Origin of the sequence: Streptomyces sp. NPDC085900, from assembly GCF_044540925.1 — a bacterium.
Lineage (GTDB): Bacteria > Actinomycetota > Actinomycetes > Streptomycetales > Streptomycetaceae > Streptomyces > Streptomyces gilvifuscus.
In genome coordinates this window covers 531,438-553,935 of the sequence record NZ_JBITSP010000002.1, presented here as the reverse complement: position 1 = coordinate 553,935, position 22,498 = coordinate 531,438, and the positions used below count along the sequence as shown (strand labels likewise).

Genomic DNA, 22,498 nt, shown 5'->3' with positions numbered 1-22,498 from the left:
CGCTCGCATTGGGCATCCCGGGCCACTGCAGACACGGAAAACAACCTTCTTATCGGTCTCCCCAACCAGCACATCGTGGGCTTAACTTATGTGCCATGACCTCCCCCCGCTCCACTTATGGCGGCGGTTACTACTCCGCCTTCCCGGACACCCCGATCTACGACAGGCTCGTCGCCGAGCGGGGCACCCCGCAGATCGCTCCGATCAGGGTCCCCGCCGCCTACGACATGCCGGGCAGCAACCTGCCCGCGCTGCCGTCGGCACTGCCCGCCCTCCCGGCGGGCCCGTCCCAGCCCTCCTACGGCTACCCACAGGCGCAGCAGCCCTCACCGCTGCAGCAGGCGCCCGCCGCCTACATCCCGCAGCAGGCCACCGCGCCGCGCGGCTATCCCGGCCCGCAGCAGCAGCCGCAGCGCCCCATGGCGGCCGGCACGGGCTACGAGGCCATGCGCCCCGCGGCTCCCCGGCCCGCCGCCCCCTACCAGGATCCGTACAACCAGCAGCAGTACCGCGGCTACTGAGCCGCTTTCCCCGCCGTCGCCGCCGCCTGGCACGATGGCTCCATGGGGAATGCGCGGCTGCGGTCGATTCACGTTCATCCGGTCAAGGCGTTCCGGGGCCTCGCGCCCCGGGAGGCCGTCGTGGAGCCCTGGGGGCTGGCCGGGGATAGGCGCTGGGCGCTGATCGACGACGGGGGAAAGGTCGTCACACAACGTGAGCAGCCGCGCCTCGCACTGGCCGCCGCCGAGCTCCTGCCCGGCGGCGGCGTACGGCTGTCCGCCCCGGGCATGGACCCGTTGACGGTGCCGGTGCCGCGGCCGCAGGGCACGGTGACGGTGGAGATCTTCGGTGACAAGGTGGAGGGCGTCCTCGCTGAGCAGCCGGCCGCACATGCCTGGTGCAGCGAGTACCTGGGCGCCGGATCGCGCCTCGTGCACATGGACGATCCTGCCGTACGCCGCCCCGTCGAGCCGGAGTTCGCGCTCCCGGGCGAGACCGTGACCTTCGCGGACGGCTATCCCCTGCTGCTCACCACCGACGCCTCCCTCGACGCCCTCAACTCCCTGATCGCGCAGGGGCCGCATCAGGCCGAGGGCCCGCTGCCGATGAACCGGTTCCGGCCCAACCTCGTCGTCTCCGGCACCGCCGCCTGGGCCGAGGACGACTGGAGCCGCGTCGCCGTCGGGGAGGTCACCTTCCGGGTCGCCAAGGTGTGCGGGCGCTGTCTGGTGACGACGACCGACCAGTTCACGGCCGCCCGGGGCAAGGAGCCCCTGCACACCCTGGGCCGGCACCGCCGGATCGACGGCAGGCTCGTCTTCGGCCAGAACCTGGTGCCCCTCGAGCGCGGCACCATCCGGATCGGCGACCCTGTCACGATCCTCGAGTAGGCCCCGCCGGCCGGTCTCGAGGAAAGATCCGGCCAAGGCCCGCGTCACGGGAACCGGCGCCGGGGCACCGGACGTTGCATGTTCGATGAGAACTCCATGAGAGGCACCGGCCGGAGGTGATTTCGCTCTCTCTTCGACCGGGTCGGGCCGTGGAGGACTCCGCCAGGGGCTATCACGGAGCGGGGAAGGGGGTGCGGGACGGTGCGAGCGATCGGCGGACTCTGGCGCTGGCGGCACAATCCGCTGCGTCGTACGAGCGATCTGGTCGAGGCGTGGGTGGCGCTGGTCGCCCTGCTGTTGATCCTGGCCGCCGCGCCCGTGGTCGGCTCGCTCGTCGGCCGCGTCGCCCAGCACTCGCTTCAGCAGTCCGTCCGTGATCAGCGCGCCGCGCGTCACGCGGTCACGGCCACCGTCGTGCGCAAGCTCGACCGCTCCCCGCTGGACACCGACCCCGAGACCTCTTCGGCGCGGGACCTGCGCAGCCGCGTCCTCGCCGACTGGACGGCCCCCGACGGCACCGCGCACCACGCCGTGACCCTGGCCGCCCTCAAGTCTCCGCGCCACGGCGACCACTTCACGATATGGACGGACATCCACGGCCGACTGGTGGCCCGTCCGCTGGATCCGGCGACGGCCACGACCCACGCGGTGCTCGCGGGATTCGGTGCCGCCCTGCTGACCGCGGGCGCCGTCGAGGGCACTCGGCGATTGATCCTCTGGCGCATGGTCCTTCGCCGCTACGCCCGTTGGGACCAGGCCTGGGACCGGGCGGGCCCGGACTGGGGCAGGACCGGCACCGGCAGCTGACGGCCTTCCGGCTCTGGTCAACCCACCCCCCGCGCGCACGCTACGGTGGACCGGCCGAGCTCTTTCGGCAGCACGAACCCGCGTACTACGAGGTGGGGGCACAGCAACGCCATGGCACAGGGCACGGTCCAGGTGACGCACACCGGAACATCGCGGTGGCGGCGCCGCACAGGTGAGTACGCGTCGCTCGCCGCAGCCCTGGAGGCCGCGGCCGACGGCGACGTCCTCACCGTCGCACCCGGCACCTACCGGGAGAACCTCGTCGTACAGCGGCCGGTGACGCTGCGCGGCCCCGAGGGCTCCCCCGGCTCGGTGCGGATCGCGCCCCTGGACGGCGTACCGCTGACCGTGCGGGCCTCCGCCGTGGTCCAGGACCTGCATGTGGAGGGCCAGGACGCGGCCGCGCCCGCGCTGCTGGTCGAGGAGGGCACGCCGGAGCTGCTGGACGTGCGGATCGTGACCCGGTCCGCGGCCGGGATCGAGGTGCGCGGAGGCGCGCGGCCCACCGTACGGCGGTGCACGGTCGACAATCCGGCGGGCATCGGCATCGCCGTACTCGACGGCGGCGGCGGGGTGTTCGAGGAGTGCGAGGTGGTCGCGGCCGGGCAGGCGGGCGTCGCGGTCCGCGGCGGCGCGCACCCGCGTCTGGAGCGCTGCCGCGTCCACCACGCCTCGGGCTCGGGGCTGACGGCGACGGGGGAGAACTCCGCGCTGGAGGCGGTCGGTTGCGAGGTGTACGAGGTCCGCGGCAGCGGGGTGCAGATCACCGGCCGGGCCACCGCCCATCTGACGGACTGCGATGTGCACCGCACCACGGCGGACGGGGTCACCCTCGACACGGACGCGGTCCTCACGCTGGCGGACTGCCGTATCCACGACATCCCGGAGAACGCGGTCGACCTGCGGTCGCGTTCGGTGCTGACGCTGACGCGCACGACGGTGCGTCAGTTCGGGCGCAACGGCCTGTCGGTGTGGGACCCGGGCACCCGGGTGGACGCCAACCAGTGCGAGATCTTCGACAGCACCGGCGACTACCCGGCGGTGTGGGTCAGTGACGGCGCCACCGCGGTGCTGGAGTCCTGCCGGGTGCACGACGTGCCGGACGCCCTGTTCGTCCTGGACCGCGGCTCGCGCGCGGACGTCGTCGACAGCGACCTGTCGCAGGTGCGCAACACGGCCGTGTCGGTGAGCGACGGGGCGACGGCCCAGCTCGACGACTGCCGGATCCGGGACGCGGCGACGGGCGCCTGGTTCCGCGACCACGGCAGCGGCGGCACCCTCAACAACTGCACCGTGGACGGCACCCAGACCGGTGTGATCGTCACCAAGGGCGCCGATCCGACCATCGAGCGATGCACGGTCGACTCCCCCGCCGAGGCCGGGTTCTATGTGTCGGCGGGCGGCCGGGGCAGCTTCCTGAGCTGCCGGGTCACCGGCAGCGGCGGCTACGGCTTCCATGTGATCGACGGCTGCCGCACGACACTGCGGAAGTGCCGCACGGAGCGGTGCGCGCGCGGTGGTTACGAGTTCGCCGACGCCGGCCCGGACGCGGCCGCCGGCACGGGCCCCGACGTCGAGGACTGCACCAGCGACGAGAGCGGCTCCGGCGTGCGCCCGCCGGCGGCACGGGAGACCGCGGTGCAGACGGTGCACCAGTCCCCCGGCCTGCTGGGCGCCATTCCGGGGCAGCGCATCACCGAGCAGGGACCCCAGGCCGTCCCCGCTGAACCGGAGCAGCCGACGCGGACCTCGAAGGCCGTGCTCGGTGAGCTCGACGCGCTGGTCGGCCTGGACAGCGTCAAGCGCGAGGTGCGGGCGCTGACCGACATGATCGAGGTGGGCCGGCGCCGGCAGCAGGCGGGCCTGAAGGCGGCCTCGGTCAAGCGGCACCTCGTCTTCACCGGCTCCCCCGGCACCGGCAAGACCACCGTGGCGCGCCTCTACGGCGAGATCCTCGCCTCCCTCGGTGTGCTGGAGAAGGGTCACCTCGTCGAGGTCTCCCGCGTCGACCTGGTCGGCGAGCACATCGGGTCGACGGCGATCCGCACCCAGGAGGCGTTCGACCGGGCGCGCGGCGGGGTGCTGTTCATCGACGAGGCCTACGCCCTGTCGCCGGAGGACTCGGGCCGGGACTTCGGCAAGGAGGCCATCGACACCCTGGTGAAGCTGATGGAGGACCACCGGGACGCGGTGGTCGTCATCGTGGCGGGCTACACGGCCGAGATGGAACGGTTCCTTTCGGTCAACCCCGGTGTGGCGTCCCGCTTCTCACGGACCATCACCTTCAGCGACTACAACCCCGAGGAGCTGCTGCGGATCGTCGGGCAGCAGGCCGACGAGCACGAGTACCGGCTGGCGGAGGGCACCGCGGAGGCGCTGCTGAAGTACTTCACGGCGATCCCGAAGGGCCCGGCGTTCGGCAACGGCCGCACCGCGCGGCAGACCTTCGAGGCGATGGTCGAGCGGCACGCGAGCCGGGTCGCGCAGGTCGACGAGCCGAGCACGGACGACCTGACGCTCCTCTACGCCGAGGACCTGCCCGACTCCCCCTGAGGACGCGGACCCGGCACCTCCGGGCGCAGCCGGGCCAGCAGCCGTTCCCGTTCCTCGGCGAAGACGGGGTCGGCCTGGTAGTCGCTGTGCCCGAGGATCGGCGCGGGCAGCGGATGGCGGGCGGTGCGGCCGTAGGCGAGGGGGTCCCTCAGCGGTGCGTGGTCGACCTCGGGGCCGCAGTCGCCAGGCAGCCGGACGGGGCCGCCGATCGGGTCGGTCAGCCGGTAGAGGTTGCGCCAGCAGTCGACCTCCTGGTGCAGGGAGCTGAGCGCGGCCGGGCCGAAGTGGGCGGGGAACCAGCGGCCGTAGAGGCGCTCCAGGGGTGAGCCGTAGGTCAGCAGCGCGACCCGCTTGCGGTCGGACGGCTTGAGCTGCCAGGCCGCCGCGGCGGCGAGCACGCTGCCCTGGGAGTGGCCGGAGATGACCAGTCGGCCGCCGGTGGCACGGGTCCAGGTGGCCATGCGCCAGGTGAGGTCCGGGACAGCCCGCTCGGCGTAGCAGGGCGGGGCGAAGGGGTGGGCGGCGCGGGGCCAGAACGTACCGACGTCCCACAGGATGCCGATGGTGCGCCGGGCGGAGGCGTCCTTGTAGGCGCGCCGGCCCCAGGTGACGAAGAGGATGAAGCCGACGCCGATCAGCCAGGAGCCCAGTGCCTGGGCGGTCTGCGCGGTGCCGTGCACGAAGGCCTGAGCGTCGCGGGCGGCCGGGCCGGGTGCCTCGTCGGTGAGCCCGGCCCCCACGAGGGCGGCGGCGCCCAGGGCCAGGGTGGCGGCGGCGGTCACGGCGGCGATGAGGGGCCCTCGGTCGGTGAGCGTGGCCATCGCGCGCGTGGTGGCGATGGCGCGGGTGCGGGCGGCGTCCCGGCGCTCCCCGGGGTAGTCGGCCTCCACCTCGTCGATCTCGCCGCGGCGCAACCGCCAGGTGCCGCGCCCCAGCCAGGCGCACACCACCAGCAGGACCAGAAGGAGGACGGGAAGGACGGAGGACTGCCAGGTCAGCAGGACGGGCGGGCCGTCGATGGAGGCCCTGGTGCCGTCCAGCCAGTCCGACACGCGCTGGGAGACGCCGCCGGACATCACCCCGCCGAGCGCGCAGGCCAGCATCGCGACGGCAGGTCCGGCCAGGCCCCGCATCGCCGCCCGCGGATCGGGGTGGGTGCGGTACAGCAGACGCGCCACCACGCCGAGGGCGATGACCAGACCGCCCTGGGCGAGCGCGATGGAGCCGAACGCGGTGCCGCCGCCCAGCAGCCGGCCCGCCGATTCCCACCCCGGGCGCTCCCAGCCGGCGTACACCGCGGCGAGCAGCAGCAGGCCGAGGGCGGCCAGCGGCAGGCGTCGTACGAGATGCCTGTCGAGCCGCTGGTCCAGGCGGTTCTCGGTGCGCCCGCGGCGGCAGATCACCCACAGCGTCACGACGGCGTTGGCGGCGAGCGCGGCGTACAGGAGCCATCCCAGCGTGTCGAGGAGGGCGGGGCCGCCCGGCTCGCGGTCGAAGCGGGCCGCCGAGGCGGTCAGGGCCGCGGCGACCGTCAGCAGGCCGGCCGCGGTGTGGGCGGCGCGCAGCCGGGCGACCAGGCGGCGGCCGTACCAGAAGCCGGGGCGGCCCAGGGAGGTGCGGGCGCTGTCCTCCTCGGACTCGTCGAGGCGGGAGACCGGCTGTACCGATTCGTACGCGCTCCAGGTGCGGCGCGAGAGGTACCACAGCAGGCCGGTGAGCGCCGTGGGGACGAGGGCGGCGAGGGCGAGGCGGCGGCCGGGGCGGCTCCACCAGCCGTCGTGGGAGGCCTCCGGCGAGAGAAAGCCCAGCCAGGAGTGGCGCGCCGCGCACGCGCGGGTGCCGGCGCACTGCCAGGCCGCGAGGTCCAGGGCGACCTCGCAGGCGGCGGCGACCAGCAGCACGGTCAGGGTCAGGCCGGCCAGGCGGACGAGCAGCCCGTAGAAGCGGACCGTGCGGGCCCGTCCGCGAGCGGTGGGGCGCATCCAGTGGGCGAGGTTGACGACCATGAACGGCAGCAACAGGAGCCACAGGGCCCGCGCGCTGTTACCAGAGGTGAGATTGCACCAGACGTAGGCCTCCGGGACCGGGCGGCCCCGGTAGTCCTCGGGTCGGCTCTCGGCGTCCGCGTCCTCGGCCCGCCGGAAGACGGCGGCCGTGTCGTCGCCGGTGACCCGCACCGTGCGCGGATCACCGAGCATGTCCTGCGGAGTGGTGCCGCCCACCCCGTGGACCAGCAGTTCCAGGGCGATTCCGGATTTCCCGGCCGGCCGGCCGGGGCCTTCCGTCGAGGCGGCTTCCTGCGCGCGTTCCACGATTCGCACTTCCCCCGTGACGAGCCGTCGGCTTGTGCCCGTGCGGCCTCAAGGATCTCCGCCGCCACGACGCCTCACACCTCTTCTCACCGAATCTCCCCTGTACGTGTGACAAGCGGCGGGCGGATGATGCCTGGCCGGCATGCACGCGTCGTGACAGTCGGTGGCGCCACCGGGACCAAGGCGTGCGAGGATGGGACGTCCGCGCACCGGGGCCGGGAAGAATGTCCTTGTCGGAGAGGGTGTGCCGGGCGTGTCGGACTGCATGTGGCGAAAGGACCGGAGCGTACGTGAGTGAGAATCAGAACCTCCTCGCGGAGCAGCGGCGCGCCCTGATCCTGGACGAGGTGCGGCGCCGGGGCGGGGTCCGTGTGAACGAGCTGACGCGCAAGCTCGGCGTGTCGGACATGACCGTGCGCCGCGATCTGGACGCGCTGGCCCGGCAGGGCGTGCTGGAGAAGGTGCACGGCGGCGCGGTGCCCGTGGTCGAGGCGAGCACCCACGAGCCGGGTTTCGAGGCCAAGTCGGGTCTGGAGCTGACGGCCAAGGAGGACATCGCGCGTTCGGCGGCCGAGCTGGTCGCACCGGGCAGCGCGATCGCGCTGTCGGGCGGTACGACGACGTACGCGCTGGCCCACCAGCTGGTCGACGTGCCCGATCTGACCGTGGTGACCAACTCGGTGCGGGTCGCCGACGTCTTCCACGCGGCGCAGCGCAGCTCCGGACCCCGGCAGGGCGCGGCGACCGTGGTACTGACCGGCGGGGTCCGCACCCCGTCCGACTCGCTGGTGGGGCCGGTCGCCGACCAGGCGATCGCGGCGCTCCACTTCGACGTGCTCTTCCTCGGTGTGCACGGCATATCGGTCGAGGCCGGCCTGTCGACGCCGAACCTCGCGGAGGCCGAGACCAACCGCCGCCTGGTGCAGTCCGCGCGGCGGGTCGTGGTGGTCGCCGACCACACCAAGTGGGGTGTGGTGGGCCTGAGTTCGTTCGCGGCGCTGGAACAGGTCGACACGCTGGTGACGGATGCGGGACTGCCGGGCGAGGCCCGCGAGGAGATCGCCGATCACCTGCGGCGGCTGGTGGTGGCCGGCGAGCCGGAGGACTGACCCCGGTCAGGTGGTGCTGACATCTGACGGGGCGCCAGTTATCGTGACGTCGCCCCGGTCAACCACCCTTACCCGTCACGGGGGTTCGCGTCCATGGCCAACCGTCTGCGCCCTGTCGGGCTCGACTTCATCGCTACCGCCCCGGTGCGGCTGGTCTTCGCACAGGAGATCTCCGCGGCTCCCGAGGCGGTCTTCCACGCCCTCAACGACGACGTGCCGGGCTGGGCGGAGTGGTTCGCCGCCGTGACGCACGCCCGGTCGACCGACGACGGCGCCGGGCGCGACATCCGGCTCAAGGGCGGCGGACGCTTCCAGGAGACGGTCATCGCGGCCAAGGAGCCGGAGCTGTACGCCTACCGGGTCGACGTGACCAACGCGCCGGGCGCCCGAGCCCTCGCCGAGGAGTGGCGACTGATCCCGGCCGGAACCGGCACGCGCGTGCAGTGGACCTTCGGCGCGGACGGGACGGCGCCGTTCCGGTGGGTCATGAAGGCGGCACGCCCCGGGCTCGGCCGGGCCTTCCGGGACGCGGTGACGTCGCTGGATCGGCGGCTGTCGGAGCGGGGGTAGGAGCGCGGGTCGGGGTGGGGCGCCTGATGCCGGGAGCGGGGCGGGGGAAGCCGCTTGGCGCGGGGCGCCTGATGCCGGGCGGGGTGCGCAGGTAACCGCTTGGCGCGGGGCGCCTGACGTCGGTAGTGGCGTGTGATCGTCCGACCTCGCCGGCAGTGACTCGATCGCCCCCGTGTGCGGGCCGTGGCTGCTCAGCGCCACACGCCCGTCGCCAGCAGCGAGTCGATCGCCGTGGTGTACGGCGCGATGTCGAGGCCCTGCCCAGCCAGCCACGCGTCCGAGTAGTACTTGTCGAGGTAGCGGTCGCCCGGGTCGCACAGCAGGGTCACCACGCTCCCCCGCCGCCCCACGGCCACCATCTCCGCGACGATCTTCAGCGCGCTCCACAGCCCGGTGCCCGTCGAACCCCCCGCCTTGCGGCCGATGGCCCGCTCCAGGGCCCGCACGGCGGCCACGCTCGCGGCGTCCGGAACCTTCATCATCCGGTCGATCGCGCCGGGGACGAAGCTCGGTTCCATACGGGGTCGGCCGATGCCCTCGATGCGGGAGCCGCAGTCGCAGGTGACGTCCGGATCGCCGGTGGTCCAGCCGTCGAAGAAGCAGGAGTTCTCCGGGTCGGCGACGCAGATGCGGGTGTCGTACTGCATGTAGTGCACGTAGCGGGCGAGGGTCGCCGAGGTGCCGCCGGTGCCGGCCGTCGCGACGATCCACGCGGGCTCCGGGAACCGCTCCAACTCCAGCTGACGGAAGATGGATTCGGCGATGTTGTTGTTGCCGCGCCAGTCGGTGGCCCGTTCGGCGTAGGTGAACTGGTCCATGTAGTGGCCGCCCGTCTCCGCAGCCAGACGGGCCGACTCCTCGTACATCTTCCGCGAGTCGTCCACGAAGTGGCACTGCCCGCCGTGGAACTCGATCAGTCGACACTTCTCGGCGCTCGTCGTGCGCGGCATGACGGCGATGAAGGGCACACCGATCAGCTTCGCGAAGTACGCCTCCGACACGGCCGTCGAGCCGCTGGACGCCTCGATCACCGGGCGGCCCGGCCGGATCCAGCCGTTGCACAGGCCGTAGAGGAAGAGCGAGCGGGCGAGCCGGTGCTTGAGGCTGCCGGTCGGGTGGGTCGACTCGTCCTTGAGGTACAGGTCGATGCCCCACTTCTCGGGCAGCGGGAAGCGCAGGAGGTGGGTGTCGGCCGAGCGGTTGGCGTCGGCCTGCACCTTTCGTACGGCTTCTTTCAGCCAGTCGCGGTAGGCGGCGTCACTGTGGTCGACGTCGAGGGTTTCGCCGGTCGGTGCTTGCTGAGTGGTGCTCACCACGGGCTCCTTAGACTTCGCGCCGACGGCGTGTCGCGCCGCCGACACACCGATCATAGACACCTTCCGCACCCGCCTCACCTGCATAAACACCACTTTGAGCAGCCCAAAGACAAGCTGGGGGCGCGATCCCGGCGGGCGTGGGGGCGCATTCGCGCGAGTGCTCCGGATGCCTGGTGCGAGCGCGCCGTACGCACTGGTGCTCGACGGCGGGTGCGGGCAGACTGCACCGAACGGGGCGGCACACTGGATCACGAAAGGCGCTGGACCAGAGCCCGCGAAGGAGCCACGGGCCGGCGCACCCACGCGTACGAGGGGGCATACGGCATGGCGGAGCCGGAGTTCACGGCTACGGGCGTGCGGATCGAGAAGCGGCTGCGTTCGCTCACCCGGGCCGGGCAGGTCCGGATCACGGACGGCAGAGTGCAGCTGCTGACCAGTTACGGCAGCGAGATCGACAGCGCGCCGGTACAGGCGGTGCGCGCCTCCAAGCCGTGGTTCGCGGCCGACGACCGGGCGCTCGCCGACCTCAACGGCAAGCGCTACACGCTCACGCTCGGCGACCACGACCCCGCGCCGGGCGAAGGGGGGCCGCCGGCGGCACGGCGGTTCATCGAAGCCGTGCGGAGGGCCGCGGGGCGCGGGGGCTGACCGGCCCCGTCCGATGACGCACAGCCCGTGCGGGGTGACCGCGAGTTGCGGTCCCGCGCCCCTTGCGTCACGCTGGTCTCACGTCACTCTGGGTTTACCGGCGATAACGCTGCGAACCAGCCCGCCGGGCACGACAGCAGCCGACCATCTCCGTCCGGGCCGCTGCTGCATCCGAACTCCGTGTTCTTCCGGACCTCAAGTCGGGGAGTCGCAGCCGTGATCAGTCACCCAAGCAGGCACTGCACGGTGGAGCTCCAAGCCCTGCCGTCGCGGATCGGCCAGGTCCGCAGAATCCTTTCAGCGCAGTTGCGCTACTGGCATCTCGATCCCCTCATAGACCGGGCCGCGCTCGCCGTGACCGAACTGTTGACCAACGTCCACCGGCACGCCCAACCGGACAAGCAGTGCACCGTCAAGATCGAGCTTCTGCTGGACCGGCTCACGGTCTCGGTGCGCGACCACGACCCGCGCCTCCCCCAGGTGCAGGACGTCGAACCCTCCGCCACCAGCGGACGTGGGCTCGCCATGGTGGCCGCGGTGAGCGAGAGCTGGGGGGTACGGCCCGAGGGCGAGTCGGGCAAGGTCGTGTGGTTCACGCTGCCCGCCGCCGCCGTGACGGTCACCGCGCCCAGCAGGCGCCCACGGCGTACGGCCGAGAAACCCGTACGGCGCTTCGTCGAGGCCGAGCACGCGGTGGACGGGCACAGGGCCGGACACGCTCCCGCCCGGTCGGCCGTTGTCGGTTGACCGGGCGGTGATGGGGGGTTCGGTCGGGGTTGTGGTTGAGGGTTGTGGTTGAGGGTTGTGGTTGGGGGCTGAGTCGGGCGCTGCGGTTGGGGTTACCTGCTGCAGTGCCCTCACCCTTTGGATTGCTCGGTCGCCTCCGGGGGCGCTTTGTGTCGGTGTCGAGAGGGCGAACGTGCTCGGCGCTGCGCGCCTCCGCGCGTTCGCCCTCTCGACACCGACGCGCCCCCTGCGGCTCCCTCGCGGCCGGCGCGTCGGTACAGGGGGCGTTGGTGGGCACTTGCCGTTGGGCCGCACCTACTCCGTCGCTATCGCGCGTAGTACGTCGAGGCGTGCTGCTCTACGTGCGGGGCGCAGGCCCGCCAGGGCGCCGGCCGTCAGGCCCACCAGGGTCACGACCAGCAGGCGGGTCGGCGGGAGGGCGAAGGCGAAGCTGCTGTCGCTCGCTCCGTCCGAGGCCTTGACCAGGACCCAGCCCAGGAAGGCGCCCAGGCCCAGGCCTCCCACCGTGCCGAAGGCCGCCACGAGGACCGACTCCCAGCGGACCATGGCCCGCAGTTGGGAGCGGGTCTGGCCGACGGCGCGCAGCAGGCCGAGTTCGCGGGTGCGCTCGTGGATCGCCAGGGTGAGGGTGTTGGCGATGCCCAGCAGTGCGATCAGCACCGCGAGGGCCAGGAGCGCGTAGACCAGGGTCAGCATCATGTCGATGCCTCCGGCCGAGGACTGCGCGTACTCCGCGCGGGTCTGGACGGCGGGGTCGCCGTAACGGGCGGCGACCTGTTCGACCGCGGCCTTGCCCGCCTTCGTGCTCACGCCCGGCTTGAAAGTGACGGCGACGAGCGTGTCGGAGTCCTGGGTGCGGTGCGGGGCCCAGGCGGCGCGGGTGATGACGTAGTCGCCGGCGAGTTCGGAGCGGCCGTAGACCGCGCGGACCGTGAAGGTCTGCCTCTGGCCGTCGGTGAAGGCGAGCCGCGCCTTGTCGCCGGTGGTGAGGTGTCGGCGGGTGGCCTCGGAGCGGGTGATCGCGATGCCGTCGGCGCCCAGGCCGTCGAGGGAACCGTCGATCCTGCCGAGGTCGAAGGTGCGTTTCAGGGCGACGGGGTCGGTGACGGTGAGGGCGCGGCCCTTGCTGTCGACCTCGGCCACTCCTCGGCCGAGGCCCACCGCCGTGTCGACCTGGGGCAGTTGACCGATCGCGCCGGCCAGGCGGGGGCTCAGTCCGCTGCCGCCCGCGCCGAAGGACGGGGTGCTGACCGCCACGTCGCCCGCGAAGGAGCGGGAGACGGTCTGGTCCATGGTCGCCTTGAGGGAAGCGGCGAAGACCGTGAACAAGGAGACGACTGCCACGCCGATCATCAGGGCGCCGGCGGTGGCGGCCGTCCGCTTTGGACTGCGCAGGGCGTTGCGGCGGGCGAGGGAGCCGGTGACGCCGCGCAGTCTGTCCAGGGGGGCGCCGAGGATCCGTACGACCTTGGTGGCGGCGACCGGGCCCAGGACGATGAAGGCGGCCAGGGCGAGTACGGCGCCAAGTCCCGCCAGCGGCAGGGAGGGTGAGGCCAGGACTCCGTCGAGGGTCGCGGCCGCGGCGAGGGCGGCCAGGGCCGTGCCGGTGACGGCTCGGGTGCGGGAGGCGGCGGAGGTGTCGACGGCCGTCTCGCGCAGGGCCGCCAACGGGGCGATGCGGCCTGCTCGTAGGGCGGGCAGGAGGGCGGAGGCCAGACAGACGGTGATGCCGACGGCCAGCGGGATCGTCAGGGAGAGGGACTTGATGACCAAGTCGCCGTCAGGGAAGGGGAATCCGATCGCCGGGAAGAGGGCTTGCAGGCCGGCCGCCATGCCGATGCCGCCCGCGAGACCGGTGGCGGACGCTGTCACGGCGACCGCGGTGGCCTCGGTGAGGGTGGTGGCGGTGACCTGGCGGCGGGAGGCGCCCAGGGCACGCAACAGGGCGTTCTCGCGGGTGCGTTGGGCCACGACGATCGCGAAGGTGTTGTGGATGGAGAAGGTCGCGACGAGGAGGGCGATGCCGGAGAAGACGAGGAGGAAGGTCGTGAAGAGGGTCAGGAACTGGCTGGAGACCATGTCCGTGTTCTCCTGGGCCGACTCCTGACCGGTGATCGCCTCGACTCCCTTGGGGAGTACGGGGGTCAGGCGGGCGACCAGTTCCCGCTGGGTGGTGCCGGGATCTGCCCGGACCTTGATGCTCGCCGCCTCGCCGGGGCGGGCGGTGAGGTACTTCTCGGCGTCCGCCCGGGTCATACCCGTGAAGGTGACCTGGGCCATGCCGTCCTCGCCCGCGAAGGTCGCGAGGCCCACGACGGTCACCCGGACCGGGTCTGGGGTGCGCAGGGTGGTGGTGTCGCCGATCCTCAGGTGGCCCTTGGCCGCGGTGCCTCGGTTGATCACCACTTCGCCGGACGCCCGCGGGGCGCGGCCTTCGGCGAGTCGGTAGGGGTTGTTCTCGGGGTCGGTGATCCAGTTGCCGGCGAGGGTGGGCGGGCCCTTGCCGCCGATCGGCTTGCCGTCCTTGCCGACGAGTTGGCCGGCGCCCTCGATGTCGGGTTCGGCGGCCGCGACGCCCCGCACCCTCTCGATCGTGTTCGCGAGGGTCGCGGGGACCGGTTGGCGGGTGCCCTGGCTCTCGCCGGGGGTGGTGATGGCGTCGGCGCTGCGGACGACCGCGTCCGTGCCGGCGGCCGCCCTGCCGAACATGGTGTCGAAGCCGGCGCGCAGCGTGTCACCCATGACGAGGGTGCCGGCCAGGAAGGCGACGCCGAGGAAGACGGCGAGGAAGGTGCCGGCGAAGCGGCGTTTGTGGGCGCGCAGCGAGGAAGCGCTCAGGCGTACGGCGGCGTTCATGCGGGCACCTCGAAGGCTTTCATGCGGTCCAGGACCCTGTCGGCGGTCGGGGCTTCCATGCGGTCGACGAGGCGGCCGTCGGCGAGGAAGACGACCTCGTCGGCGTGGGCCGCGGCGACCGGGTCGTGGGTGACCATGACGACCGTGCGGGAGGTCTGACGGACGGCCCGGCCCAGCAGGCCCAGGACTTCCCCGCCGGCGCGCGAGTCGAGGTTGCCGGTGGGTTCGTCGGCGAAGACGACGTCCGGCCGTCCGGCGAACGCCCTTGCCACGGCGACGCGTTGCTGCTGTCCGCCGGAGAGTTCGGAGGGGCGGTGGTGGAGGCGGTCGCGCAGGCCGACGACGTCGATCAGCGCATCGAGCCAGTCCTGGTCGCGTCCGCCGCCCGCGAGGTCGAGGGGGAGCGTGATGTTCTCGGCCACGGTGAGCGTCGGGACGAGGTTGAAGGCCTGGAAGACGAAGCCGACGCGGTCGCGCCGCAGCAGGGTGAGGCGGCGGTCGTCCAGTGTGCCGAGGTCGGTGTCGCCGATGTGGGCGGTGCCGGAGGTGAGGGTGTCCAGGCCGGCGGCGCAGTGCATCAGAGTGGACTTGCCGGAGCCCGAGGGCCCCATGATCGCGGTGAAGCGGCCGGCCGGGAAGTCGACGCTCACCCCGTCCAGGGCCCTCACCTCGGTGTCGCCACGGCCGTACACCTTCACGGCGTCGGCGACTCGGGCGGCCGCGCGCACGGTGGTCGCGGTCGTCATGCCGCGCCGCCCTTCGGGCGGCCGAACTGCTCGTCCAGGACGGACAGGCGGCGCCAGTACTCGTCCTCGTCGATCTCGCCCGAGGCGAAGCGGCGGCCGAGTACCGCGAGGGGTGAGTCGCCGGAGGGGCGTGGGTCGTCCATCGGGCGCCAGGGGCCCCGGCGGCCGCACCAGACGGTGCGGCGCAGGAAGGTGGCGACGCCGATCACGACGGCCGCCCAGATCAGCGGGAAGAAGAGGATCCAGGGGCCGGGGCCACCGTGCCAGTCCGCGAAAGTCTGCATCTCGGGTCATCTCCAGAGTGGTTGTCGGTGGTGATGTCTCGAGACTGGCGCCGGGAGGGGGCCCTGGTCGTCGTACGGCCAGCGGCAGTGCGGATACCTCCGGGGGAGTACCGGCGGGCTCGTGCGCTGCTCCCTCATACCCTCGACTTCTGTAACTACTAGTATGTACAGTACGTGCATGAGCACCTCGGAGAGCACTTCGGACCGACTCGTCGAGTCGACGCGCGAGCTGCTGTGGGAGCGCGGTTACGTGGGCACGAGCCCCAAGGCGATCCTGGAGCGGGCGGGCGCCGGGCAGGGCAGCATGTACCACCACTTCAAGGGGAAGCCCGACCTGGCGCTGGCGGCGATCCGGCGGACGGCCGCGGAGCTGCGGGCCACCGCCGAGGGAGTACTGGGCGGGCCAGGGACTCCGTACGAGCGCATCGAGGCGTATCTGCTGCGCGAGCGCGACGTGTTGCGGGGCTGCCCGGTGGGCCGGCTGACGATGGACCCTGACGTCGTCGCCAGTGCCGAGCTGCGCGCTCCGGTCGACGAGACGCTGGACGCGATCCGTGAGCTGATCGCGGGGATCGTGGAGGAGGGCAAGGAGCTGGGCCAGTTCGCGCCCTCGCTGGACGGCGAGCAGATCGCCGCGGCCGTCCTCGCGACCGTCCAGGGCGGCTATGTGCTCGCCCGCGCCTCCGGCTCCCCCGCCGACTTCGACGCCGGCGTCCGGGGACTGCTCTCCCTGCTCGCCCCGCGACCCGCCTGAGGAGGCATCCGATGCACGCCATGCAGTACGAGCTGACCCTCCCCGCCGACTACGACACGAACGTCATCCGCGACCGTGTCGCCCGGATCGGGCATCTGCTGGACGACTGGGAGGGACTCGGGTTCAAGACCTACCTGCTGCGCGAGCGCGGGGTGGACGGCTCGCCGGTCAACCAGTACGCGCCGTTCTACCTGTGGAACAGCATGGAGGGCATGAACTCCTTCCTCTGGGGAGGGGCGTTCCAGGGGCTGAGCGACGACTTCGGGCGGCCGTCCGTGCGCCAGTGGTCGGGGCTCGCGTACGCGGAGGGCGCGGCCGCCTCGGGTACGGCGCGTATCGCGGTGCGTCGCCGTCGGCGCGTGCCGGACGGCGTCGTGCTGGCCGATGTCATGGCGAAGGCGACGGACGAGGTCGGGCGGCTGGCGGGCGAGGACGGGGCCGTGCTCGCGGCGGCGGCCGTGGACACGAGCCGCTGGGAGCTGGTGCACTTCTCGCTGTGGGAGCACCGGGCGCCCAAGGCCGAGGGGGACGTCTTCCAGGTGCTGCACCTGTCCGCGCCGGGGCGTGAAGTCCTGACGGAGGGGCGGCAGTGGTGAGTTCGGTCCGTACGGTGCTGGGGGACGTGCGTCCCGAGGAGCTGGGCGTGTGCGACGCGCACGACCATCTGTTCCTGCGCAGTGCCCGGTTGCCCGGCCAGGAGCTCAACGACGCGGCGGCCGCCCGGGCCGAGCTGGCCGCGTTCCGGGCGGTGGGCGGCGGCACCGTGGTGCAGTGGACGCCGTACGGCATGGGGCGGCGGGCCGCCGACCTGCCCGACCTGTCCCGGGCTTCGGGGGTGCACGTGGTGTGCGCGACCGGTCTGCACCAAGCGGCGCACTACAGCGCGCAGTTGGTGGAGGAGCTGCGTGGCGGGCTCGCCGAGGTGTTCGTCGCGGAGCTCACGCAGGGCATCGGCACCTCGGGGGTGCGGGCCGGGCTGATCAAGGTGGCGGGCGGCTTCCACGCGCTGGACGCGCACGCCCGCTGGACGATGACCGCGGCGGCGGAGGCCCATCACGCGACCGGGGCGGCGATCGCCGTGCACCTGGAGCTGGGGACCGGGGCACTGGACGTCCTCGACCTGCTGTGCGGCAGGCTCGGCGTGGAGCCGCACCGGGTGATCCTCGGGCACCTCAACCGCTCCCCCGACCCGGTCGTCCAGCGGCAGGCCGCCGAGGCCGGCGCCTATCTCGCCTTCGACGGCCCGTCGCTGGCCCACCACGCCACCGACTGGCGGATGCCGCAGGCCGTGCGGGCGTTGGCCGAGGCCGGTTTCGGGCATCGGCTGCTGCTCGGCGGGGACACCGTCATCGCCGGGGCCCGGTCGGTCGACGGCGGCCCCGGTATGCCGTATCTGCTGCGCAGGGTCCGGCCCCGGCTGGCGCTGGAGCTGGGCGAGGAGCTGATGGACCGCGTCCTGACGGAGAACCCCGGCCGGGCGTTCGCCGTGCAGTGGCGCTGAGCCGGAAGGAGGAACGCGGGCATGCCCTTCGTCCGTATCGACACGCTGGGGACCGACGCGGCACGCCTGGACGCGCTCGGCCGGGCCGTGCACGAGGCGCTGGTCGAGACGATCGGCATCCCGCCGAACGACCGCTTCCAGGTCCTGACAGGCCACGACGGCGTGCACAGCACCCTGCGCCACGACGACTACCTGGGTGTCCCGCGCGACGAGGGCATCGTGTACGTCGCGATCACCATGCGGTCGGGGCGCCCGCCCGAACGCAAGCAGGCGCTGTACCGGCGGATCGCCGAACTCGCCCACGCCTACGCGGGGACGGAGCCGCGGAACGTGTTCGTCACCGTGACCGAGAACGAGTCGGCCGACTGGTCGCTCGGTCACGGGCTCGCGCAGTACACCGGAACTCCCCCTTCCTGAACGGGGATCAGCGGCACAGTGCGTCGATGTCGTCGGAAAAGGACGGGAACTCCGCCTGCGCCTCGTCCACGATCTCCCGCGCGGGACGGCGCGGAGTGGTGGCGTGCCGCTCGGCGAGCGCGGTCAGGGCCGGGTTCGGCCGGCCCTCGCGCTGCCCGAAGTCCACGATCTCCAGGGGCCCGAGACCGTCGGCGAGGACCCACAGGAAGTCGGACAGGTTCGCCGCCACTACTCCCCGCTCCCCCTCGGAGCCGAAGAACACCACGGGCTGCTCTGCGAGCGGCCGGCCGGGCCGTACGCACCACAGGGCGGCCAGACCGCCGGTGCCGTCCTGGCCGAAGACCCGGTAGGCGTCACCGTCGAGTTCGTGATTGCCGGTCCAGTGACGCAGCCAGTCGGTGGTCTCCTCGGCGGAGTCGAAGGCGCCGTACGGCTCGAAGTCGACGCCCTCGCCGTCGTCGTAGTCGAACTCCACCAGGGCCACGTCGGCCAGCGCCGGCGGGAAGCGGCGGGAGTCGTCCGTTGTCTCGATCATGCCCGCAGGCTAGCGGCCGGCACTGACAAGGCATCTGGGCCGGCCTGGGCGACGGAGATGTCCACCGAGGGGCGCAGATTCGCGGCCGCGGCCCGGGCCTCGTGCACCGGATGGGCTGTGCGTGCGCCGGGCCGAGCTGCGGCGGCCTCTGGTGGCGGCCCTGTGGAGCCTTGCCGGTGGCTCGGGAAGTGTCGATTGAGTCAGGAAGCGGTCTTCCCCAGATCGAGCCGGTCGACGCGGGCGATGTTCTCGCGGTCCTCGGTGGCCTCGCTGGCCGCGGCGGCGAACCAGGCGTCCAGGATCTCCTTCAGCAGCGGCTCGGAGGTCAGCCGCAGGCTGAGTGCGAGGACGTTGGCGTCGTTCCAGCGGCGGGCGCCGTCCGCGCTGTAGGCGTCCGTGCACAGCGCGGCCCGTACGCCCGCCACCTTGTTCGCGGCGATGGACGCGCCCGTGCCGGTCCAGCAGCACACGACCGCCTGGTCCGCCCGGCCGGCGGCGACCTCCCGGGCCGCCGCCTCCGAGCAGGCGGCCCACTGCGGGTCGTCGCCGGGGCTGAGCGCGCCGTGGGCCGTGACCTCGTGGCCGCGTCGGCCCAGCTCGGCGAGGAGGGCGCGGGCGACGGGTTCGTCCATGTCGGAGGAGACGGAGATCCGCATGCCGACGAGCCTAGCTCGCCTCGCCCGGAGCCATCCCCCGCCGGCCAGGCGTCCTCGCGTCCTAGGCGAGCGCTCCCAGCGGGTCGTCCAGGACCGGCTGCCAGGCCAACTCCGCCGCCCCCACCAGGCTGTTGTGGTCGAGGGTGCAGGCCAGGATGGGCACTCCCCCGCTCTGGCCCCACAGGCTGCGCTCGGCGACGACGGCGCGCAGTCGGTCGGGGTCGGCGTCCAGGAGGGTGCGGTGCAGGCCGCCGAGGATGATGCGGTCGGGGTTGAGGATGTTGACCAGGCCCGCGAGGCCGAGGCCGAGGCGGTCGATGAGCGTTTCGGCGGCCGCGCGGACGGCCGGGTCGTCGTAGTGCTCGCGGACCAGGTCGTCGGCCTGTCTGAGCAGGGACACCTCGGGGCCCGTGTCCAGGCCGGCGGCCGTGAGGAGGGCCAGCGGATCGGCCTCGACGTCGAGGCAGCCGCGGCTGCCGCAGTGGCAGGGGCGGCCCTCGGGGTTGACGGTGAGGTGGCCGACCTCCAGTGCCAGGCCCGAACTGCCGGTGTGCAGGCGGCCGTCGAGGACCAGGGCGCCGCCGACGCCCCGGTGCCCGGTGGCCACGCACAGCAGGTCACGGGCACCGCGGCCGGCGCCGTGCCGGTGCTCGGCGAGGGCGGCGAGGTTGACGTCGTTGCCCGCGAACGCCGGCCCGGTGATGCCGGCCGCGCGCACACACTCGGCGAAGATCCGCCGGACCGGCGCGCCGACCGGCCAGGCCAGGTGCAGGGGGTTCAGGGCCAGGCCGTCGGGTTCGGCGACCGCGGACGGCACGGCGAGTCCGGCGCCGACGCAGCGCCGTCCCGTGGAGCGCAGCAGGTCCGTGCCCGCCTCCACCACCGAGCCGAGGACCTTCGCCGGGTCGGCGTCGACGGTCTCGCAGCCGGGCGCCGTGGCCACGATCCGGCCGCCCAGGCCGACCAGCGCGGCCCGGAAGCCGTCGGCGTGGACCTGCGCGGCGAGCACGACCGGCCCGTCGTCTGCGACCGCGAGCCGGTGCGAGGGCCGCCCCTGCGAGCCGGCCGCCGCGCCGGGCCGGGCGTCGACCCGGATCAGCCCCAGCGCCTCCAGTTCGGCCGCGACCGCCCCCGCCGTCGCCCGGGTGACCCCTAGCTCGGCGGTGAGCACGGCCCGGGTGGGCGCGCGTCCGGTGTGCACGAGCTCCAACGCGGGACCGAGCGCGCCGCGCCCCCGGTCCAGCCGCGCCCTCGAGGTGGTCCCTTCCCCCGCCGGCCGGGGGTCCGCCTTGCCGCTCATGAGGGCGAGTCTCCCATGATCCGCAGCCGTGTCCGCCTACAGGCCGCTGACCCGGAGCGTGATGTTGAGGCGTCCGGACAGCCCCAACTGCGGCGGCGCGGTGCCCGCGTACACCCGGGGGACCCCGTGGTAGGCGAGCCGGGAGGGCCCGCCGAACACGAACAGGTCACCGCTGCGCAGTTCCACGTCCGTGTAGGGCCTGGCGCGGGTCTCGGTGTTGCCGAAGCGGAATGCGCACGTGTCGCCGAGGCTCAGGGACACCACCGGCGCGTCCGACCTCTCGTCGCTGTCGCGGTGCATGCCCATTCGGGCGTCGCCGTCGTAGAAATTGATCAGTGCGATGTCGTACGGCGGTGCGGGGGCGCCCAGCGCGTCGGCGACGGCCCGCCGTCCCAGCTCGCCGAGCCATTCGGGGAACGGCTTCACGGGCGCTCCGTCGCCGTCGACGACCGTGGGGGCGTAGCCGTACGGGTACCAGTGGTGGCCGAGGCAGACCTGGCGGGCGGACATGGTGCCCCCGCCGGGTACCCGTACCGTCCGCAGCCCGGCCGGGGGTCGCGCCCACTCACGGCAGGCCTCCAGCAGCTCGCTCTGCCGTCCGTCGTCGAGCCAGTCCGGCAGGTGCACGGCACCGGGAGACACCTCGGTCCGGGGCCTGGGGAACAGCTCGCCTTCCATACGAGCCATCCTGCTCCACCCGGTCAGCTCCGGCGACGGCGACGGCGCCGGCGGTCGCGCCGACGGGTGGTGAACCACAGCACGTGGACCGCGAGCAGTGATCCGAGGGTCAGGAGCGCGTCGGCGAGGTCGAGGCCGGTGCGCGCCGTGCGCAGACCGGCCACCGCCGTGAGGATCAGCCGGAGATCCGCCGGCAGGGTGTAGAGCGCGAGTCCGGCCAGGCAGAGGGTGGTTCCGACGACCTGGATCACGCTGTACACGCGCACCGCGCGCCGTTCCGCCGGGGGCAGCGCCCGGGTGGGGTCGGCGTCCGGGGCGCGCCTGCGCAGCAGGCGGCCCGCCAGGTGCCGGGCGTGGGCGCGGCCGTCCCCGTACAGGTCGCGGCATCCGGTCAGGTCCTGCAGGACGAAGTAGACGTCCGTCCGCATGAACACCATGAGCTGGAAGGTGAGCGGCAGGAGCGCCCACAGCACGGTCGCGGCGAGCAGCCGGTGCGGGGCCGACCCGGGTGCCGTCACGAGCAGGAGCAGGAACGCCGAGGCGGCCACGGCGAGATTGACCGCGATGCCGGCCAAGTAAGCCGTCAACCGGTGCCGTCGGGGCGCGAGTTCGATGCCGCTGATGTCCGTCTGGGCGACCAGGAACTGCAGCCGGGTGCCGAAGCCGATCCGGCCCGGGACACCCGCGGCCCTGGCCACGGCGAGGTGTGCCAGTTCGTGCAGCAGCAGGATCGACCAGCCCACGAATGCACCGGAGAGGATCACCACGCTGCCCCGGTCGCTCCACAGCAGGCTTCGGTAGGTGGGGACGAGTTCGGGGTGCCGGACCAGGGCGATCAGAGCGGCGGCGACGAGGGCGGCGGGCAGCAGCGGCAGCGGGGGGCTCAGCAGGAAGCGCACGTGCTCGGGTCGCAGCCGGGGCAGGGTCGGCGGGCGCACCGGCTCCGTCGCCACCGGCAGGCCCGCCGCCTCTGCCACGAATCCCAGGCCGATGAGGTCGCGCACGAACTCGGCCACGTCGAGTTCCTCGCCGGTCTCGGCAAGCGCCCGTTCCTGTGCCTGCCCGACGCTCAGGCCGCGCTCCAGCAGGCGGATGACCCTGATGCCGGCTTCCGGTACGGCCACGAACGTCCGTGTCTCGCGGCGTCCCACGATCCACTCGGCGCCGTCCGGCCGCCAGGTCAGGTCGTGCAGCCGGACCCGGGACGCCGGCCCCACTGTGATCGTCGTTCCCTCGGCGTCCTTCGTCGTGCTCTGCTGACGCGTGCCCGATTCCGTCACCCGAGCGGACACCCCCCGTATTGACTCGGTCACGCCAT

Annotated in this window: 22 protein-coding genes; 12 read left to right on the top strand and 10 right to left on the bottom strand. The window is 73.0% G+C overall.

Translation table 11 applies throughout. The annotated features are described in order from the left end of the window. The first annotated feature begins 95 nt into the window (after window positions 1–95). From ACIGDI_RS07240 to ACIGDI_RS07225, 4 genes are all read left to right on the top strand, one after another. Window positions 96–521, top strand: coding sequence for a DUF6643 family protein (locus ACIGDI_RS07240; protein ID WP_058927034.1), 426 nt, complete (start codon window positions 96–98; stop codon window positions 519–521). A 42-nt stretch (window positions 522–563) separates the two neighbouring features. Further along, entirely contained in the window at window positions 564–1,391 is an 828-nt protein-coding gene (locus ACIGDI_RS07235) for an MOSC domain-containing protein (protein WP_399891765.1), read from the top strand. Window positions 1,392–1,592: 201 nt separating this feature from the next. Next, window positions 1,593–2,198 carry a hypothetical protein gene (locus ACIGDI_RS07230; RefSeq protein WP_399891762.1) on the top strand — a complete coding sequence of 202 codons (606 nt, stop codon included), beginning with the start codon at window positions 1,593–1,595 and terminating at the stop codon, window positions 2,196–2,198. Window positions 2,199–2,309: 111 nt separating this feature from the next. Next, the gene (locus ACIGDI_RS07225) at window positions 2,310–4,751 is read left to right on the top strand and encodes a right-handed parallel beta-helix repeat-containing protein (protein ID WP_399891759.1); all 2,442 of its coding nucleotides are present in this window, start codon (window positions 2,310–2,312) and stop codon (window positions 4,749–4,751) included. Here the strand turns inward: ACIGDI_RS07225 and ACIGDI_RS07220 are convergent. Further along, window positions 4,721–7,063 (bottom strand): hypothetical protein, encoded by a 2,343-nt coding sequence (locus ACIGDI_RS07220; protein WP_399891756.1) that lies wholly within the window; start codon window positions 7,061–7,063, stop codon window positions 4,721–4,723. The genes ACIGDI_RS07225 and ACIGDI_RS07220 overlap by 31 nt on opposite strands. Window positions 7,064–7,353: 290 nt before the next feature. Between ACIGDI_RS07220 and ACIGDI_RS07215 the strand changes: the two genes are divergently transcribed. Both ACIGDI_RS07215 and ACIGDI_RS07210 read left to right on the top strand, forming a co-directional pair. After that, window positions 7,354–8,172 (top strand): DeoR/GlpR family DNA-binding transcription regulator, encoded by an 819-nt coding sequence (locus ACIGDI_RS07215; RefSeq protein WP_399891753.1) that lies wholly within the window; start codon window positions 7,354–7,356, stop codon window positions 8,170–8,172. A gap of 93 nt (window positions 8,173–8,265) precedes the next feature. Then, a complete protein-coding gene (locus tag ACIGDI_RS07210) occupies window positions 8,266–8,742 on the top strand; it encodes an SRPBCC family protein (RefSeq protein ID WP_399891750.1) in 477 nt (158 codons plus the stop codon). A 191-nt stretch (window positions 8,743–8,933) separates the two neighbouring features. Here the strand turns inward: ACIGDI_RS07210 and ACIGDI_RS07205 are convergent, their stop codons facing one another. After that, entirely contained in the window at window positions 8,934–10,055 is a 1,122-nt protein-coding gene (locus ACIGDI_RS07205) for a PLP-dependent cysteine synthase family protein (protein WP_399891747.1), read from the bottom strand. 327 nt (window positions 10,056–10,382) lie between these two features. Here ACIGDI_RS07205 and ACIGDI_RS07200 point away from each other — a divergent pair, with 327 nt between their 5' ends. Then, a complete protein-coding gene (locus ACIGDI_RS07200; protein WP_351564214.1) occupies window positions 10,383–10,706 on the top strand; it encodes a hypothetical protein in 324 nt (107 codons plus the stop codon). Between the two features lie 216 nt (window positions 10,707–10,922). After that, complete coding sequence (locus ACIGDI_RS07195; protein WP_200701648.1) at window positions 10,923–11,453, top strand: ATP-binding protein; 531 nt, start codon at window positions 10,923–10,925, stop codon at window positions 11,451–11,453. Between the two features lie 294 nt (window positions 11,454–11,747). Here ACIGDI_RS07195 and ACIGDI_RS07190 read toward each other — a convergent pair whose 3' ends face one another. Genes ACIGDI_RS07190 through ACIGDI_RS07180 form a run of 3 tightly spaced genes read right to left on the bottom strand, consistent with a single transcriptional unit; the run spans window position 11,748 to window position 15,339 of the window. Further along, window positions 11,748–14,309 carry an ABC transporter permease gene (locus ACIGDI_RS07190; protein WP_399891743.1) on the bottom strand — a complete coding sequence of 854 codons (2,562 nt, stop codon included), beginning with the start codon at window positions 14,307–14,309 and terminating at the stop codon, window positions 11,748–11,750. Beyond that, a complete protein-coding gene (locus ACIGDI_RS07185) occupies window positions 14,306–15,055 on the bottom strand; it encodes an ABC transporter ATP-binding protein (protein ID WP_399891740.1) in 750 nt (249 codons plus the stop codon). The genes ACIGDI_RS07190 and ACIGDI_RS07185 overlap by 4 nt, the downstream gene beginning before the upstream one ends. Continuing rightward, complete coding sequence (locus ACIGDI_RS07180) at window positions 15,052–15,339, bottom strand: SHOCT domain-containing protein (RefSeq protein ID WP_399891737.1); 288 nt, start codon at window positions 15,337–15,339, stop codon at window positions 15,052–15,054. Before ACIGDI_RS07180 ends, ACIGDI_RS07185 begins: the two co-directional genes overlap by 4 nt. A gap of 178 nt (window positions 15,340–15,517) precedes the next feature. Here ACIGDI_RS07180 and ACIGDI_RS07175 point away from each other — a divergent pair, with 178 nt between their 5' ends. From ACIGDI_RS07175 to ACIGDI_RS07160, 4 genes are read left to right on the top strand one after another with little or no spacing between them, the layout of a single operon-like run. After that, a complete protein-coding gene (locus ACIGDI_RS07175; RefSeq protein ID WP_272175020.1) occupies window positions 15,518–16,093 on the top strand; it encodes a TetR/AcrR family transcriptional regulator in 576 nt (191 codons plus the stop codon). Window positions 16,094–16,104: 11 nt separating this feature from the next. Beyond that, window positions 16,105–16,689: a DUF4865 family protein gene (locus tag ACIGDI_RS07170; RefSeq protein ID WP_399891733.1), complete on the top strand. Its 585-nt coding sequence runs from the start codon at window positions 16,105–16,107 to the stop codon at window positions 16,687–16,689. Further along, window positions 16,686–17,594, top strand: coding sequence for a phosphotriesterase (locus tag ACIGDI_RS07165; protein ID WP_399891730.1), 909 nt, complete (start codon window positions 16,686–16,688; stop codon window positions 17,592–17,594). Before ACIGDI_RS07170 ends, ACIGDI_RS07165 begins: the two co-directional genes overlap by 4 nt. Before the next feature lie 21 nt (window positions 17,595–17,615). Next, window positions 17,616–18,011: a tautomerase family protein gene (locus ACIGDI_RS07160; protein WP_399891727.1), complete on the top strand. Its 396-nt coding sequence runs from the start codon at window positions 17,616–17,618 to the stop codon at window positions 18,009–18,011. Window positions 18,012–18,018: 7 nt separating this feature from the next. Here ACIGDI_RS07160 and ACIGDI_RS07155 read toward each other — a convergent pair whose 3' ends face one another. From ACIGDI_RS07155 to ACIGDI_RS07135, 5 genes are all read right to left on the bottom strand, one after another. Further along, a complete protein-coding gene (locus ACIGDI_RS07155; RefSeq protein WP_399891724.1) occupies window positions 18,019–18,546 on the bottom strand; it encodes an SMI1/KNR4 family protein in 528 nt (175 codons plus the stop codon). A 200-nt stretch (window positions 18,547–18,746) separates the two neighbouring features. After that, complete coding sequence (locus tag ACIGDI_RS07150) at window positions 18,747–19,202, bottom strand: RpiB/LacA/LacB family sugar-phosphate isomerase (RefSeq protein ID WP_399891721.1); 456 nt, start codon at window positions 19,200–19,202, stop codon at window positions 18,747–18,749. Window positions 19,203–19,263: 61 nt separating this feature from the next. Next, window positions 19,264–20,502, bottom strand: a complete 1,239-nt coding sequence (locus ACIGDI_RS07145) for an ROK family protein (RefSeq protein ID WP_399891718.1) — start codon at window positions 20,500–20,502, stop codon at window positions 19,264–19,266. Between the two features lie 36 nt (window positions 20,503–20,538). Continuing rightward, on the bottom strand, window positions 20,539–21,180 hold the full coding sequence (locus ACIGDI_RS07140; RefSeq protein WP_399891715.1) for an alpha-ketoglutarate-dependent dioxygenase AlkB family protein: 642 nt from the start codon (window positions 21,178–21,180) through the stop codon (window positions 20,539–20,541). Window positions 21,181–21,203: 23 nt separating this feature from the next. Further along, entirely contained in the window at window positions 21,204–22,460 is a 1,257-nt protein-coding gene (locus ACIGDI_RS07135; protein ID WP_399891712.1) for a site-2 protease family protein, read from the bottom strand. Between the last annotated feature and the right edge of the window lie 38 nt (window positions 22,461–22,498).

Bases quoted from the DNA above. Each gene is read 5' to 3' on its own strand.
- ACIGDI_RS07140 (WP_399891715.1), bottom strand. From the start codon at position 21,180: ATGGAAGGCGAGCTGTTCCCCAGGCCCCGGACCGAGGTGTCTCCCGGT.
- ACIGDI_RS07200 (WP_351564214.1), top strand. From the start codon at position 10,383: ATGGCGGAGCCGGAGTTCACGGCTACGGGCGTGCGGATCGAGAAGCGG.
- ACIGDI_RS07145 (WP_399891718.1), bottom strand. From the start codon at position 20,502: ATGAGCGGCAAGGCGGACCCCCGGCCGGCGGGGGAAGGGACCACCTCG.
- ACIGDI_RS07235 (WP_399891765.1), top strand. From the start codon at position 564: ATGGGGAATGCGCGGCTGCGGTCGATTCACGTTCATCCGGTCAAGGCG.
- ACIGDI_RS07190 (WP_399891743.1), bottom strand. From the start codon at position 14,309: ATGAACGCCGCCGTACGCCTGAGCGCTTCCTCGCTGCGCGCCCACAAA.
- ACIGDI_RS07150 (WP_399891721.1), bottom strand. From the start codon at position 19,202: ATGCGGATCTCCGTCTCCTCCGACATGGACGAACCCGTCGCCCGCGCC.
- ACIGDI_RS07180 (WP_399891737.1), bottom strand. From the start codon at position 15,339: ATGCAGACTTTCGCGGACTGGCACGGTGGCCCCGGCCCCTGGATCCTC.
- ACIGDI_RS07175 (WP_272175020.1), top strand. From the start codon at position 15,518: ATGAGCACCTCGGAGAGCACTTCGGACCGACTCGTCGAGTCGACGCGC.
- ACIGDI_RS07185 (WP_399891740.1), bottom strand. From the start codon at position 15,055: ATGACGACCGCGACCACCGTGCGCGCGGCCGCCCGAGTCGCCGACGCC.
- ACIGDI_RS07210 (WP_399891750.1), top strand. From the start codon at position 8,266: ATGGCCAACCGTCTGCGCCCTGTCGGGCTCGACTTCATCGCTACCGCC.
- ACIGDI_RS07155 (WP_399891724.1), bottom strand. From the start codon at position 18,546: ATGATCGAGACAACGGACGACTCCCGCCGCTTCCCGCCGGCGCTGGCC.
- ACIGDI_RS07225 (WP_399891759.1), top strand. From the start codon at position 2,310: ATGGCACAGGGCACGGTCCAGGTGACGCACACCGGAACATCGCGGTGG.
- ACIGDI_RS07160 (WP_399891727.1), top strand. From the start codon at position 17,616: ATGCCCTTCGTCCGTATCGACACGCTGGGGACCGACGCGGCACGCCTG.
- ACIGDI_RS07170 (WP_399891733.1), top strand. From the start codon at position 16,105: ATGCACGCCATGCAGTACGAGCTGACCCTCCCCGCCGACTACGACACG.
- ACIGDI_RS07240 (WP_058927034.1), top strand. From the start codon at position 96: ATGACCTCCCCCCGCTCCACTTATGGCGGCGGTTACTACTCCGCCTTC.